The 13,555-nt window shown below is 63.5% G+C and carries 13 protein-coding genes; 5 read left to right on the forward strand and 8 right to left on the reverse strand.

What is annotated here, in order from left to right; translation table 11 throughout:
• Positions 1-38: 38 nt before the first annotated feature.
• Positions 39-335: a type II toxin-antitoxin system HicB family antitoxin gene (locus tag QMG80_RS12875; RefSeq protein ID WP_085773173.1), complete on the forward strand. Its 297-nt coding sequence runs from the start codon at positions 39-41 to the stop codon at positions 333-335.
• Here the strand turns inward: QMG80_RS12875 and QMG80_RS12880 are convergent, their stop codons facing one another.
• Positions 336-530, reverse strand: a complete 195-nt coding sequence (locus QMG80_RS12880) for a type II toxin-antitoxin system HicA family toxin (RefSeq protein ID WP_085773174.1) — start codon at positions 528-530, stop codon at positions 336-338.
• Positions 531-911: 381 nt separating this feature from the next.
• Between QMG80_RS12880 and murA the strand changes: the two genes are divergently transcribed.
• Complete coding sequence (murA, locus tag QMG80_RS12885; protein ID WP_085773176.1) at positions 912-2,207, forward strand: UDP-N-acetylglucosamine 1-carboxyvinyltransferase; 1,296 nt, start codon at positions 912-914, stop codon at positions 2,205-2,207.
• Between the two features lie 79 nt (positions 2,208-2,286).
• Here murA and QMG80_RS12890 read toward each other — a convergent pair whose 3' ends face one another.
• Complete coding sequence (locus tag QMG80_RS12890; protein WP_085773177.1) at positions 2,287-3,318, reverse strand: cysteine synthase A; 1,032 nt, start codon at positions 3,316-3,318, stop codon at positions 2,287-2,289.
• A gap of 278 nt (positions 3,319-3,596) precedes the next feature.
• Here QMG80_RS12890 and QMG80_RS12895 point away from each other — a divergent pair, with 278 nt between their 5' ends.
• Complete coding sequence (locus QMG80_RS12895; protein ID WP_085773178.1) at positions 3,597-4,046, forward strand: hypothetical protein; 450 nt, start codon at positions 3,597-3,599, stop codon at positions 4,044-4,046.
• 33 nt (positions 4,047-4,079) lie between these two features.
• Here QMG80_RS12895 and QMG80_RS12900 read toward each other — a convergent pair whose 3' ends face one another.
• The 6 genes from QMG80_RS12900 to QMG80_RS12925 all read right to left on the reverse strand — a co-directional run bounded on the left by QMG80_RS12900 (position 4,080) and on the right by QMG80_RS12925 (position 10,955).
• Positions 4,080-4,958 (reverse strand): aldose 1-epimerase family protein, encoded by an 879-nt coding sequence (locus QMG80_RS12900; RefSeq protein WP_085773179.1) that lies wholly within the window; start codon positions 4,956-4,958, stop codon positions 4,080-4,082.
• A gap of 104 nt (positions 4,959-5,062) precedes the next feature.
• Positions 5,063-6,328: an IS4 family transposase gene (locus QMG80_RS12905; protein WP_245299997.1), complete on the reverse strand. Its 1,266-nt coding sequence runs from the start codon at positions 6,326-6,328 to the stop codon at positions 5,063-5,065.
• A 246-nt stretch (positions 6,329-6,574) separates the two neighbouring features.
• Complete coding sequence (locus QMG80_RS12910; protein ID WP_085773180.1) at positions 6,575-8,320, reverse strand: alkaline phosphatase family protein; 1,746 nt, start codon at positions 8,318-8,320, stop codon at positions 6,575-6,577.
• 107 nt (positions 8,321-8,427) lie between these two features.
• The gene (locus QMG80_RS12915; RefSeq protein ID WP_085773181.1) at positions 8,428-9,354 is read right to left on the reverse strand and encodes a cation diffusion facilitator family transporter; all 927 of its coding nucleotides are present in this window, start codon (positions 9,352-9,354) and stop codon (positions 8,428-8,430) included.
• Between the two features lie 324 nt (positions 9,355-9,678).
• Positions 9,679-10,188 carry a DM9 repeat-containing protein gene (locus QMG80_RS12920; protein WP_085773182.1) on the reverse strand — a complete coding sequence of 170 codons (510 nt, stop codon included), beginning with the start codon at positions 10,186-10,188 and terminating at the stop codon, positions 9,679-9,681.
• A gap of 575 nt (positions 10,189-10,763) precedes the next feature.
• Positions 10,764-10,955, reverse strand: a complete 192-nt coding sequence (locus QMG80_RS12925) for a VOC family protein (RefSeq protein WP_158658886.1) — start codon at positions 10,953-10,955, stop codon at positions 10,764-10,766.
• 279 nt (positions 10,956-11,234) lie between these two features.
• Between QMG80_RS12925 and QMG80_RS12930 the strand changes: the two genes are divergently transcribed.
• Entirely contained in the window at positions 11,235-12,248 is a 1,014-nt protein-coding gene (locus QMG80_RS12930) for a 30S ribosomal protein S2 (RefSeq protein ID WP_085773183.1), read from the forward strand.
• A 167-nt stretch (positions 12,249-12,415) separates the two neighbouring features.
• Entirely contained in the window at positions 12,416-13,342 is a 927-nt protein-coding gene (gene tsf, locus QMG80_RS12935) for a translation elongation factor Ts (protein ID WP_085773184.1), read from the forward strand.
• Positions 13,343-13,555: the final 213 nt, after the last annotated feature.

A 13,555-nucleotide genomic window follows, 5' to 3' on the forward strand; every position in this document is an offset into this window, starting at 1 on the left:
CGGGCGCATATGATGCGATAGACGCGAAGGGGACTGAAATGAAACCTTATATCGTCATCGTTCACAAGGAGGTGGGCAGCGCCTATGGCATGACGTTCCCCGACGCGCCAGGCTGTTTTTCCGCGGCTGATGAAGCCGATGACCTCTTCGCCATGGCGCGTGAGGCGCTTGAGCTTTGGGCGGAGGGAATGCGCGATGAGGGAATAGCTGTAACGGAGCCTCGCGACTTCGAGACATTGCGAGCCGATCCGGAGTGGGGCAAGACTTTCGAGGACGCAGCCTTCGTGATTGCGGTGGCTCCGCCTTGGCAGGAACGATTCAAAGCCGCCGAGTGATCAATTGAATTCCCAGCCGGCGCTCTTGTAAATTTCCCGAGCCGTCTTAATCGGAATATCTTTTTTGGGATGAGGGACGGTCACGCGTCCGGGTTTTGCGGAATGCTTGAATTGATGGTGTGAACCCTTCACTCGCACAAGTTCCCACCCCTCCTTTTTGAGGCGCTGGAGTATGAGGCGGGTGTCGGTGAGCATGGGTCGGGCTTCCTGATTCGGATCAGGAGATTTTAAAGGCAGGTCAGGCCCGTCAATTGCTCCAGAGCTGCATTCTACGGAGCGATCAATGAAACTCCATTTTTTTCAATGATAAACACTCGCGCGCCGCAAGGTTTCATGTCTTAGCGTATGGATTTTCCCTCTTGCAATTGACAATGTAATACTGCGCCCATACGGCCTACCCCCGAACCAGATTCGCCACGATAATGACCGAAAAAAGCGGGAAGTCGGGCGCGGAGAAAGCGACGCAAGCCCAGGCCGAAGCGCGGGCCAAGGCGCTGCGCGCCAATCTCAAGCGACGCAAGGAGGCGGCGCGGGCGGACGAGTCGTCCGACCCGCCGCAGCGGGGAACGCAAACGCATGGACAAGATCAAGATCGTCGGCGGTCATAAGCTGAAGGGAACCATTCCGATCTCCGGCGCCAAGAACGCCGCGCTGCCGCTGATGATCGCCTCGCTGCTCACGCGCGAGACGCTGACGCTCGAGAACATGCCGCTTTTGGCCGATGTGACCCAGCTTGAGCGCATTCTCACCAACCACGGCGTCGACTACGCCATCGCAGGAAAACGCGCCGGCGCTTCGCCCGACACGGGCCGCACCGTTCATCTCACCGCGCGCGAGATCGTCGACACCACCGCGCCCTATGAGATGGTCTCGCGCATGCGCGCGAGCTTCTGGGTGCTCGCGCCGCTGCTGGCGCGCATAGGAGAAGCGCGCGTCTCATTGCCGGGCGGCTGCGCGATCGGCACGCGCCCCGTCGATCTGCTGCTCATGGCGATGGAGAAGCTCGGCGCGGAGATCGCGATCGAGAACGGCTATGTCGTGGCCCAGGCCAAGAAGGGACTCGTCGGCGCCGAGATCAATTTCGAGAAGGTAACCGTCGGCGGGACCCATATGGCGCTGATGGCGGCTTCGCTCGCCAAGGGAACGACCGTGCTGCGCAACGCCGCGCGTGAGCCGGAGATCGTCGATCTCGCCGAGTGCTTGAACGCGATGGGCGCGCGCATCAAGGGCGCTGGGCAATCGACGATCGAGATCCAAGGCGTTTCGTCGCTGCACGGCGGCTGGCACGCCGTTCTGCCCGATCGCATCGAGGCCGGCACCTATGCGATGGCCGTCGCAATGACCGGCGGCGATGTTGTCCTCAGCGGCGCGCGCGCCGACCTGCTTCAGGCGGCGATCGACGCGGTGAGGCTGGCCGGCGCGGAGGTTTCGGAGAGCGAGGACGGTCTGCGCGTGGTCCGCAATGGCTCGGGGCTTGCCCCGGTCGATGTGCGCACCGCGCCTTTCCCGGAATTTCCGACCGATCTTCAGGCGCAGTTCATGGCGCTGATGACCAGAGCCAATGGCGTCTCGCGCATCACCGAGACGATTTTCGAGAACCGCTTCATGCATGTGCAGGAGCTGGCTAGGCTCGGCGCGCGCATCCGCCTCGAGGGCGACAGCGCCATCGTCACCGGCGCTGAAGAGCTGCAAGGAGCGCAGGTCATGGCGACGGATCTGCGCGCCTCGGTCTCGCTCGTCATCGCCGGACTCGCGGCCAAGGGCGAGACGACGATCAACCGCGTTTACCATCTCGACCGCGGCTTCGAGCGGCTGGAGAAGAAGCTGTCTGGCTGCGGCGCCGAAGTGGAGCGGGTCGCGGGACGGGATTAGGCGACTCGCCGGTCGTTCATGCGAGCCGGAGGCTCGTGGTCCGAGCGCCTGGACTCCGAGCCTTCGGCTCGCATTCGCATCACACAAACCCCGGATCGATCTTGTCGCGCGCGCCGAGCCATGGCGGCGTCGGCAGATTGAGCCCCCGCAAGAACTCGGGATTATAGAGCTTCGAGGCGTAGCGGGCGCCGCCGTCGCAAAGCACGGTGACGATCGTCTTGCCCGGCCCGAGCTCGCGCGCGAGGCGGATCGCCCCGGCGACATTGATCCCCGACGAGCCGCCGAGCATCAGACCTTCGTTTTCGGCGAGATCGAAGACGATCGGCAGCGCCTCGTCGTCTGGGATCTGGCAGGCGAAGTCGATCGGCGCGTCCACGAGATTGCCGGTGATGCGGCCCTGGCCGATCCCCTCGGTGATGGAGGTTCCCGAGGCCTTCAGCTCCCCCGTCGTGTAATAGGAATAGAGCGCCGCCCCCATCGGATCGGCGATGCCGATTTTGATCGCGGGCTTGCGCGCCTTGAGGGCGATGCCCACTCCGGCGAGCGTGCCGCCTGTGCCGCAGGCGCATATGAAGCCGTCGACCGCGCCGCCAAGCTCGTCCCAGATCTCCGGCCCAGTCGTCTCGATATGCGCCTCGCGATTCGCGACATTGTCGAACTGATTGGCCCAGATCGCCCCTTCCGGACGCTCCTTGGCGAGACGCTCGGCGAGACGCCCCGAAAGCTTCACGTAATTATTGGGATTGGCGTAGGGGACGGCCGGGACTTCGACGAGTTCCGCACCCTGCAGGCGCAGCATGTCCTTTTTCTCCTGCGACTGCGTCTCAGGGATCACGATCACCGTCTTGTAGCCCAGGGCGTTGGCGACGAGCGCGAGGCCGATCCCGGTATTGCCCGCCGTGCCCTCGACGATGACGCCGCCGGGCTTGAGCGCGCCTCGCGCGACGGCGTCCTTAACAATGTAGAGCGCCGCGCGATCCTTGACCGAGCCGCCCGGGTTCATGAACTCGGCCTTGCCCAATATGCGGCAGCCCGTGGCTTTCGAGGCCGCGCGCAGTTCGATGAGCGGCGACTTGCCGATGGCGTCGATGACGGTGGGGGCGATGGTCATGAGGCGGAGCGTCCTGGGGCTGTGGGCTCGCACAAGCAATGGTCGGGCCGGAGCCGCTATGGCCTGCGTGGCGCCGGGTTGCAAGTCCGAAACGGGCCGTATCGAGCGCCAGGCTCGACATGACGAATGCGGAAGGTCTGCGGTGAGCCGTTCTGCGGACGAGGGGAGTTTCGTGAGAAAGACACGGTTGGGGGTGTAACTTTTGCTTAGCGGTAGTGGGTCGCAGCTCGGTGTCGAGTCCGGACGCCGGACGATTGCGCTGAGCAGGAGTCGATCGCATGCCGATACTGGCGATGACGCGCTTTCGGCTGAAGTCGATCTGGCTGTTGCCCCAGTTTATGCGGGCGAGTGAGCTTGCGGTCGCGCAATTGCGGATTGCGCCGGGCTTCTTGGGCGCCAAACTGCTGGCCGAGCCGAATTTGGCGATGTGGACGGCCTCGTTGTGGCGGTCGGAGGAGTCCATGCGAGCCTATTACCTAACCGGAGCCCACAGGAAGCTTATGCCGGAGCTTGCAGATGTGGCCTGCGAGGCGATTGCGGGACACGTCGAACGCGAGTCCTGCGAGCTGCCCTCATGGCGTATTATACACGCGGAGCTGTGCAGGGCGGGGCGGTTCAGCGAAGCGCTGAGCGAGCCAAACAAGCGTCATAGCGACCGCGAGGTTACGCCTCCAAAGTTTACGTTTTTTACGCGCCCCGTGACTCCCGCAGGATCGGACAGCGGCTGAGAGCGGCCGGCGAGGCGGGGAGCTTCTGTCGCGTCAACCCTCCGCTCTTTCAAACCGAAAAACCGCCCTGTGCCTTGCGCTCGCGCCCGGCGCGAGACTTCGCATCGACGGCTTTTCCCTGAGCTCGCCCGAGAACCCTTCCGGATCGGCGTGGCCCGTCCAGGGCTCGAGGCAGAGATAGGGGGCGCCGGGCCGCATCCAGAAGCCGATATGCGGAAAATCGGGGAATTCGCAGAGGATCCGCGCGCCCTCGCCATTGTCGAAGGCGACGCGGCGGCTTTTCGTGTCGAGGAACACCATCGCGTCTCTCGCAAAGAGTTCCGGCGCGAGCGGCAAAACGCGGTCCTCCAGCGGAACGCGCTTCTTCTCGAAACTGATGAGTCCGCCCGCGGCGATGACCGGCAGCGCCGGGTCTTCGGGAGCGTCGAACACGAGCGCATGCTGCGCCTTCGAGCCCGCAAGCGGCCAGCGGAAGGCGGGGTGCAAGCCGCAGGCGTAGGGCAGGGGCTTTGCGCCCGTGTTTTGGACGATGAGCGTATTTTCCAGCGCTCCGGGCAGGAGTCGAAACTCGACGCCGAAGCGGAACTCGAATGGATAAAGCGCGCGCGTTTCCTCGTCGGCGGCAAGCTCCAGGCGCAGGAAATCCTCGCGGCGTTCGGCGACGGTAAAGTCCTTCTCCCAGGCGAAGCCGTGCAAGGACAAGGGATAGCTCATGCCCTCGACGCGAATGCAACCCTCGCGGGTGGCGCCCACGATGGGAAAAAGCACCGGAGCCGTGCGGTCCCAGAAGCGTCCGTCGATCTCCCAGATGAGGTCGACGCCGCCGGAACGCCAGGCGCAGAGCTCGGCGCCGAAACTCGCGATGGCCGCGCTGTCGCCGGCGGCGTTGGAGAGGAGGATCGTTTCACTCACGGGGAAGGCTTTCTTGGGGGCAGGGGAAAAAGCAAGGGTGTCGTTAAGCGGGTTTGGTTGTGTCGCCCCCTCCCCACCCCTCCCCCGTTTTCACGCTACCAGATTCACATAACTTGGCTTGCCGTGATTGCGTTGACGCCCTGCTTTGCGGCTTGGAACTGGAGCCAACCCTGGAGCATGACGACGGGGCCTGGTTTTCCGTAGTATCCGGTCCAGCCTCCCAGGCGTGCGCAGACCCAGGCGGCGTAGGCGAGAGAGCCTTTGGGGTGGGGGTTCTTTTGTCTTTGCGTTTTGCCTTCGAGCGTGGCGCAAAGGGCTTCGAGGAGGGGGATGTCGGCTTCCTCGAAAGCGTCGCTGACTGGGCGCAATCGGCCTTTTGCGCCGCCGCCGTCGCGGGCGTGGACGAGTTGCTGGACGGTGACGGCGGCGATCAGCGCGGCCATCACCAGGTTGCAGCGGGGAACGTCGTCCTCGATGCGCAGGCCTTCAATGTCGAAGCCCTGCGTCTTCATCGTGCGGAACAATTGCTCGATCGCCCAGCGGCGGCGGTAAAGCTCCCCGACTTGCAGAGCTTCGCGCAAATCGGCGACGGGATAGGTGGTTATGAGCCGCCAATGGATGGTCTCGCCGGAAGGCGGATCGACCTCTCGCAGATCGACGAGATGCAGGCTCAAGCTTTCCGGCAAGCCTTCGTCGACGCTGTTTTTGGGCCGCTTCAGCTCGATGCGGGAAAAGCGCGCCGCCAAGGTCGTCTGGCGCGCGGGGCGGCCGGGTTTGGCCGGCAAATCCAGCCGGGTTCGTCCCGCCTCGGGCAGAGCGTCGGCTGTGGCGAACAGACGCCCGCCGTCCTCGAGGCTGCGATCCTGCGCCGCACGCACGATCATATGCGCCTGCGCAGGACGCTGCGCGAAGGCGGCGTAAATATCGCTCTCGCGATCCGCGACGATCGTGATCTCGCGCGCGCTCCGGCAGGCCCGCGCGGCGTCGTCCGCCCCCTCCAGCCAGCGCTGGCTCTCCTTCGCCACGGTCGGCAGGGCCCGCCTTTGCCCCTTGCGGCCTTCCTCGCGCTTGAGGAACCGCGCATGCGCCAGGCCCAGCAGCGTCCCGTCGTCCGCGTCCACCGCCGCGCAAACATGCAGATAAAGCCCGCCGCCGCCGGAAGACTTGACCACCGTGGTGTCCTGGATCGCCAGCACGTGGCGATCCGCGCAACGCAGACCGAGACGCTCCGCCGCATGCGCAGCCATCTCGCCGGGGCTCACATTCCGATTGCGAAGGAAGCGGGTCAGGCGAATTTCTCCCGCCCGATCCCCGCCCAACCGTCGCACCCGTAGTCCCCGACCGACCGCCGACACCAGACGGGCGTGCAAAAACGCCCCCCTTTTTCCAGGCGACGGTCGCCAAACCGCCCCAGCGAAACCTCCGACATCCCCAACCTCCCAAATCACGCGGGAGAAGGAATCAGAGTTCCGCGTCCGCCGCAAACCACGATGTGTGAATGCCGTAGCGTTTTCACGGGAGAGGGAGTTCGGTTGCGCGCATCTTAGACTTTTCGCGCAACGCCGGCCGCTCCCTCTCCCGCGCGAGCGGGGGAGGGTGAGGGAGGGGGCGTTACTTCATCGGTTCGTGTCTGCTTTGCACGCATCGGCGCTCTTGTCCCCCAGCGCGCTCTTCAAGCTCGCGACCGTCTTGTCCCGCTCTCCCAAGGGCGCGAGGCAGAAGCGCTCCTCGATGAGCTTGGCGATCGCCGTCGTGTCATGCGCGACGTGATCGACGCCCGAGCGCGCGAGCTTCCTCGCGATCAGCATCACGGGAATGCGCGTGCCGGGGCCCCATTCGTCATGCGCGCCATTGGCGTTATCGCCATGAGGAGGAGGCGGGACATGGTCCCAGGCGCCGCCGTGCTCGTCATAGGCGATGATGATCAGCGTGTCGTTGCCGTTCGTCCCGTCCACCACCGCCTTCACGAGCTTGACGAGATGGCTGTCGCCCTTGTCCTCGCTCGCATAGCCCGGATGCTCATTCTCCGAGCCCAGAGGCTTCACGAAGCTCACGGCTGGCAGACGGCCTTCCCGAGCCGCGTCGAAAAACTCCTCCTCGTCGCGCAGATGATTCTTGCGGCCGTCCGTTCCCGGCCCGTATTTTTCAAAATAGTCGAAGGCCTGATGATGATATTGAAAGGACTTGTCGGGGCAGCGCAGCACGCCGTCAATCACTGTCTCGAGCGCGTGCGGGTCCGCGCCCTGCGCATTGGCGCAGTGGGGTCCCGCGCCATTGGTCCAGCCGCGCCCGTCGCGCTTGCCTTCGACATTGTCCCAGCCCCCCGCGTACCAAGCCCAGTCGATCCGCCTTTCGGTCAAGCGATCGCCGATCGTCGCATGCGTCAAGGGCTGAAGACGCGGGATGCTGGGCTCGTCTGGACGCCAGGGCCAGTTCTGCGGGCTGATCGTGCCGACGACCCAATCGCCGCAGATGAAGCCCTTGGGCGCTCCGACGAGGCCCGACGGCATGCGCGCATCGCCTTCGCAATAGGCCGTGAGCGGCCGGTCGCGCATCAGCGCTTGCTGCGCCTCATAGACCTCCTTGGGCGGCTTCGTCGCGAGGCCGTTGGCGTCGATCGAGCTATGTAGATCCTGACCCGCGCCAAGGCTTGGCGGATTTGTGAAAACGGGCGTGCGCGCGGCGATCAGCCACTGGTGATTGATGAACGAGCCGCCAAAGGCCGCATGAAAGAAGTTATCTGAGATCACATATGAGGGCGCGCCGGCCTCATGCAGATATCTGTAGAGAGGCGATTGCCGCGTGTCGTAATAGCCCATGACGAGCCCGGCCGCGTCGCTTCCCATCACATAGCGATTCTGCCCGCCGTCGTTGATCTGAAATTGCTCATTGTAGAAGCTGTGCGTGAGGTCGCGCGTGCAGCCGCCGGGCGCGCCTTGGCCCTTGGCGTATCCATCGCGTTTGCCTTGCTTCGTGAAGGTTTCGCCATAAGGCTTCGGACAGGTCTCGTCCCGCGGCTTGATATAATCCTCGATGTCGAAAGGCGCGTTGGGGAAGGCGCAAGTCGCGTCGCCCGCTGGCTTCACATCCTTGAGATTGACGTCGTTTTGGAAGAGGCAGCCGAAGGGCTTGCCGTCGGCGCCAAGCTGCAAGCGGTGCGGGGCGTCCGCTTGCGCAATGCCGTTGACCGGCGCGCCGTCGACCTCGCCCCAAAATCCCCAGAGATTGTCGAAGCTATGATTTTCCTGGAGGATGACGACGATATGGTTGTAGTCGCGTAAGCTCCCAGCCTGCGCGTCGAGACTCGAGAGGCCCGCAAGCGCGAGCAAGGCGAAGCGGCTCAAATGAATTCTGAGGCTCATAGGAACAGGTCTCGCAAGAAATAAGAGTGCGGCAGTATAGCGGCCATGCCGCATTGATGGAAAGAGCGTGACGCAAGGGCGCGGCACGCGTCGATCCGAATGCGCGCTCACACGACATTCGCCGGGGCGAGGCGACATTCGCCTTCGCCCGTTTCGATTTGAATTGTCGCGTGTTGGATGCCGAAGCGGTGTTCCAGCTCTTGCGCAGCCATGGCCAGAAAGACGTCGTCGAGTTGCGAGCCAGGACGCACCAAATGCGCCGTCAAGGCGGTTTCCGTGGTGCTCATGCCCCAAATATGAAGATCATGGACCTCGGTGACGCCGTCGAGACTCGCAAGATAAGCCGCCACGGCGGCAGGATCGACGCCCGCCGGCACGGCGTCGAGCGCAAGATTGAGCCCATCGCGCAAAAGGCCCCAACTGCTCCAGAGAATGACGACGCCGATGGCGATGCTGGCCAGCGGATCGAGCCAGAACAAGCCGGTTTGACCGATCAAGAGCGCGACGACGACGACGCCCGCCGACACGGCGGCGTCTCCGGCCATATGGATGAAGGCGCCCCTGATGTTGAGATCCCGCTCGCGGCCGCGCAGGAAGAGCAGGGCGGTCGCCGTGTTGATGACGATGCCCGCGAGCGCCACCCAAAGCACCGTGCCGCTCGCAACCTCCGGGGGCGCATTGACGAGCCGCTGCGCCGCTTCGAGCAGAAGCCCGCCCGTCGCGACCAAGAGCAACGACGCATTGCCGAGCGCCGCCAAAATGGACGCTCTCCGGTAGCCGTAAGTGCGTGTGGCGGTCGGCCGCCGGGTCGCGAGCCACGAGCCGCCCCAAGCCAAAAGCAGGCCGAGCACATCCGAAAAATTATGCACGCCGTCCGAGATCAGCGCGAGCGAGTTTGAACGGAGCCCGTAGACCACTTGCGCGATCACGAGCCCGAGATTGAGCGATGCGCCAATGGCGAAGGCGGCGCTGAAGTCTTGCGGCGCGTGGCTGTGCTCGTGCGCGTGATGGCTGGGGTGGTGGGTGTGGGCCATTTTGGTGTCTTAGCGCGGTTCCCGCTCGAACGGAATCGTACGAGCGATAAGGAATCGCGCCAAATCAAAAGATTGGAGCATATCCTGACCGGAAAACCGCTTCGCACTTTTCTGGGACAAGCTCTAGAGCGAAACCCATGACGGTATACAGTTAAACACGATCAAAATTCGTTCCATTTTTGATTCATCGAGTCCGGAGGATTCCTCTGAGCCGCCTTGGGGGCCCTTCGCGCGAAGAGTCCGATTATCAGTTCAAAGCGAAAAGACCGATGTTTCCCGCGCTCGAGGGGGAAGCTCGGTCTTTTCGACCACTATCCGGGGAGACTACCTGTCGACGATGAGAACTTCATAATTCGACAAATGTGGTTCTCCGCCGCCCCACGGGATATTACATGCATGATCGACGATCTTTCCCGGGTGGACGCCATTATTATAGGGGCCGCGGCAAACATAAAGGGTCCGTTCTGGTTCGCGTCCCCCTTCAAAAGCGCCATTGGGGACTTCACCATTGCTTGCATGAACCCAATGCGCCGCCGCAACGTTAGTTAATACTCGGTACGAGCCATATTTTCTTTCTTTGCTATCGTAGCCGATATTACAGTATCCTTCAACGACCTTCCCTGGGTGAATGCCAATTGTATCTTCAATTTGGCAGATCCAAAGCTGACGCGTGCGATTTTCTCCGGTAACCTGTTCTGTGCCCCCAAGAAATGCTCCTGGGGGAGGGGTAGTTCCGTGCTCCAATCCCCAGGGAGTCCACTCCCAAGCTTCCGCTGCCGACCCCCCGGCCATGAAGAGCGAAACGGAAAGCGCGAATAAAGTCGAGTATTTCATTATTAGATCTCCCACTAAGCGATAGACTCTCAATCAACGCGCATCGCCCGCGCGCGTTCCCGCGCCGGCCTAACAAATGGCGTTCGCAAATCCGAGCCAGTGCTGGGCGGCGTGAGCTCGATACGCAGAGATGAAATTAGAGGTCAGTCTGGACGAGGGGACCGAGCTTGCATGGAAGGGGCGTACCCCCGCGCAGGCTTCGGCGCCGGTTCTTCGCCTCAGCGAGGACAGGGCGCTCGCCCGGGCATGTATCATATTCGCACGGCGCTATATCTTGCGTCCACCCGATCCCGGCCGTCGCTCGTTAAAGTATCATGCCTTCCGAGAATTCGTCATAGATGACCGCTTTGGATGACTGCTTTGCGTTCTCGTCAGTTTCGGGTCTCCGTCGCGGCGAAGTCTATTTCTATGCAAGCGCCGTTGGAATCCTGGAAGAAGAGCTGCCACACGCCTGCGGCGTGTCCGCCTTCCGGCAGCCTTCGAAGTTCATAGGCCAAGCCCCGCGCCTCCAGCTTTGCGAGCAGAGAAGGAGGTCTTCTCCCCAAAAGGCGACGTGATCGAGGACGCCGCAACCGTCAGGAATCGCGGAGCGTTCGATGACATGCAGGACGCAGGACCGCCTCGCCATTGTTATAGAGCCACGCGCCCGGGAATGCGAAAGCCTGCCGCGGGCCCGGCTCGAAGCCGAGCAGCTCCCGATAGAAGGCGACCGTTTGTCCCGTATCCGTGGCGAGCACGGTGAAGTGATCCATACGCAGTATGGGCATATTCGGCGCTCCCAGCGAAGCGGCGCCTCTAAGCTATGGCATTGTCCTGCGCTCGCTCCTGCATACGACCCGCTCCCGCTGCTAAATAGAAAAGCCAATCTGGCCGGCAGGGTGATCTTCTTCCTCCGCGCCGCTTGCATCCCGCGCCGCTCTCCCCTATACACCCGGCCCATCCCACAGGCGAAAGTCTACGCGTCCCCTGAATCAAGGCGGCGCTCCGGTGTCGGTTTTCCGGCTCAAAGACGCTTTCGCCGAGGCTCGAACCGGAGAAAGAATAACATGTCGCTGCCCGACTTCTCGATGCGTGGCCTCCTCGAGGCCGGCGCCCATTTCGGCCATCAGTCGCATCGCTGGAACCCGAAAATGGCGCCCTATATCTTCGGCGCCCGCAACAACATCCACATCATCGACCTTGCGCAGACGGTGCCGCTGATGCATCAGGCGCTGAAGGCCGTTTCCGATACGGTGGCCAAGGGCGGCCGCGTGCTGCTCGTCGGCACGAAGCGCCAGGCGCAGGATCAGATCGCCGACGCCGCGAAGCGCAGCGCGCAATATTACATTAATTCGCGCTGGCTCGGCGGCACGCTGACCAATTGGAAGACGATCTCGGGGTCGATCCAACGCCTGCGCAAGCTCGAGGAGCAGCTTTCGGTCGGCGCCGGCGGCGTGACGAAGAAGGAGCGCCTGCTGCTCACGCGCGAGCGCGACAAGCTCGAGAAGGCGCTGGGCGGCATCAAGGACATGGGCGGCACGCCCGACCTCATCTTCGTCATCGACACGAACAAAGAGGCGCTGGCGATCAAGGAGGCGAACCGCCTCAAGATCCCGGTCGTCGCCATCCTCGACACCAATTGCGATCCGGACGGCGTGACGTTTCCGGTTCCCGGCAATGACGACGCCGGCCGCGCCATCGCCCTTTACTGCGATCTGATCGCGCGCGCGGCGATCGACGGCATCGGGCGCAGCCAGGGCGCGATGGGCATGGACATCGGCGAGGCCGAGGCGCCGCCGGCCGAGCCGGCGCTGGAGACCGCGACGGCCGAGGTCGAAGGGCCGACGGAAGCCTTCGAGCTGCTCGCCGCGCCGCGCGGCGCGCCGGACGATCTCGCCAAGCTCCAGGGCGTCGGCCCGCAGATCGTCAAGAAGCTCAATGACGGCGGCGTCTTCCACTATTGGCAGATCGCCGCGCTCAACGCCGCAGAAGCCGAGAAGCTCGACAGCGATCTCAAGCTCGGCGGCCGCATCGTGCGCGACAATTGGATCGAAGCCGCCCGCGCGCTGACCGCCGGCTGACGCGCGCCCTTGTTCCTCGAACGTTTCCGTTCGAGGAACGCCGTTAGGCGTCCTGTCGCATAAACACCCTAGTCATCTCGCCGGCCCGCAAGGGCCGGCGTCCTTTTGGAAAGAGAGCGCCCGGTCGCAACGCGATGGGTCCGCGCACGCAATAGAGGATTTCGCTCATGGCCACGATCACCGCCGCCCTCGTCAAGGAGCTGCGTGAAAGCACCGGCGCCGGCATGATGGATTGCAAGACGGCGCTCACCGAGAACGACGGAAATTTTGAAGCTTCGGTCGATTGGCTGCGTAAGAAGGGCCTCTCCAAGGCGGCGAAGAAGGCCGGCCGCGTGGCCGCCGAAGGCCTCGTCGCGGCGCTGGTCGAGGGAACGAAGGGCGTCGTCGTCGAGGTGAACTCCGAGACCGATTTCGTCGCGCGCAACACCGATTTCCAGACGCTCGTGCGGAACATCTCCGAGACCGCGCTGAAGTCCGGCAAGACCGAGGTCGAGGAGTTGAACGCCCAAGCCTACCCGGGCGGCGCCACAGTCGCCGAGGCCATCACGACGGCCATCGCCAATATCGGCGAGAACCTCACGCTGCGCCGCGCCGCCGAGCTTTCGGTCACGGACGGCGTCGTCGGCCGCTACGTCCACACGCAGATTTCCGACGGTCTCGGCAAGATCGCGGTCATCGTCGCTCTCGAGTCGACGGGCGACAAGGAGGTCCTCGCGACGCTCGCGCGCCAGCTCGCGATGCATGTCGCCTCGGCTAATCCGGCCGCCATGACGGCTGATGAGATCGACGCGGCGACCATCGAGCGCGAGAAGAACCTGCTGCGCGAGAAGAACGCCGGCAAGCCCGACAAGGTGATGGAGAAGATCATCGAGTCGGGGCTCAAGACCTATTACAAGGAAGTGCTCTTGCCCGAGCAGGTCTCGAACCATCCCGACCACGGCGGCAAGACCGTCGCTCAGGCGGTCAAGGAGACCGAGGGCAAGGCCGGCGCCCCGATCGCGATCAAGGGCTTCAAGCGCTATGCGCTCGGCGAGGGCATCGAGAAGCAGACCGGCGACTTCGCCGCCGAGGTCGCGGCCGCCGCCAAGGGCTGAGGCGCGGGCTGCGAGCGACGTCGCGCGCAGACATATTCGCGCTTAAACTTTTAGAATCGATCACGTCTTTTCAGGCGATTCCGCCTGAACCCAGCGTGATCTAAGCAGCACATCGGAGACATGCGCAGTCCGACTCCCTCTCCCGCGATAGCGGGGAGGGCCGGGGAGAGGGCGCTTGAGCGGGCCGTCGAATGGCGTGATCGACAGCTGATC

The organism is Methylocystis bryophila, from assembly GCF_027925445.1.
Taxonomy (GTDB): Bacteria; Pseudomonadota; Alphaproteobacteria; order Rhizobiales; family Beijerinckiaceae; genus Methylocystis; species Methylocystis bryophila.

Coding starts and splice junctions, on each gene's coding strand:
- QMG80_RS12875 (WP_085773173.1), top strand. CDS start 39: ATGAAACCTTATATCGTCATCGTTCACAAGGAGGTGGGCAGCGCCTAT.
- QMG80_RS12880 (WP_085773174.1), bottom strand. CDS start 530: ATGCTCACCGACACCCGCCTCATACTCCAGCGCCTCAAAAAGGAGGGG.
- murA (WP_085773176.1), top strand. CDS start 912: ATGGACAAGATCAAGATCGTCGGCGGTCATAAGCTGAAGGGAACCATT.
- QMG80_RS12890 (WP_085773177.1), bottom strand. CDS start 3,318: ATGACCATCGCCCCCACCGTCATCGACGCCATCGGCAAGTCGCCGCTC.
- QMG80_RS12895 (WP_085773178.1), top strand. CDS start 3,597: ATGCCGATACTGGCGATGACGCGCTTTCGGCTGAAGTCGATCTGGCTG.
- QMG80_RS12910 (WP_085773180.1), bottom strand. CDS start 8,320: ATGAGCCTCAGAATTCATTTGAGCCGCTTCGCCTTGCTCGCGCTTGCG.
- QMG80_RS12915 (WP_085773181.1), bottom strand. CDS start 9,354: ATGGCCCACACCCACCACCCCAGCCATCACGCGCACGAGCACAGCCAC.
- QMG80_RS12920 (WP_085773182.1), bottom strand. CDS start 10,188: ATGAAATACTCGACTTTATTCGCGCTTTCCGTTTCGCTCTTCATGGCC.
- QMG80_RS12925 (WP_158658886.1), bottom strand. CDS start 10,955: ATGCCCATACTGCGTATGGATCACTTCACCGTGCTCGCCACGGATACG.
- QMG80_RS12930 (WP_085773183.1), top strand. CDS start 11,235: ATGTCGCTGCCCGACTTCTCGATGCGTGGCCTCCTCGAGGCCGGCGCC.
- tsf (WP_085773184.1), top strand. CDS start 12,416: ATGGCCACGATCACCGCCGCCCTCGTCAAGGAGCTGCGTGAAAGCACC.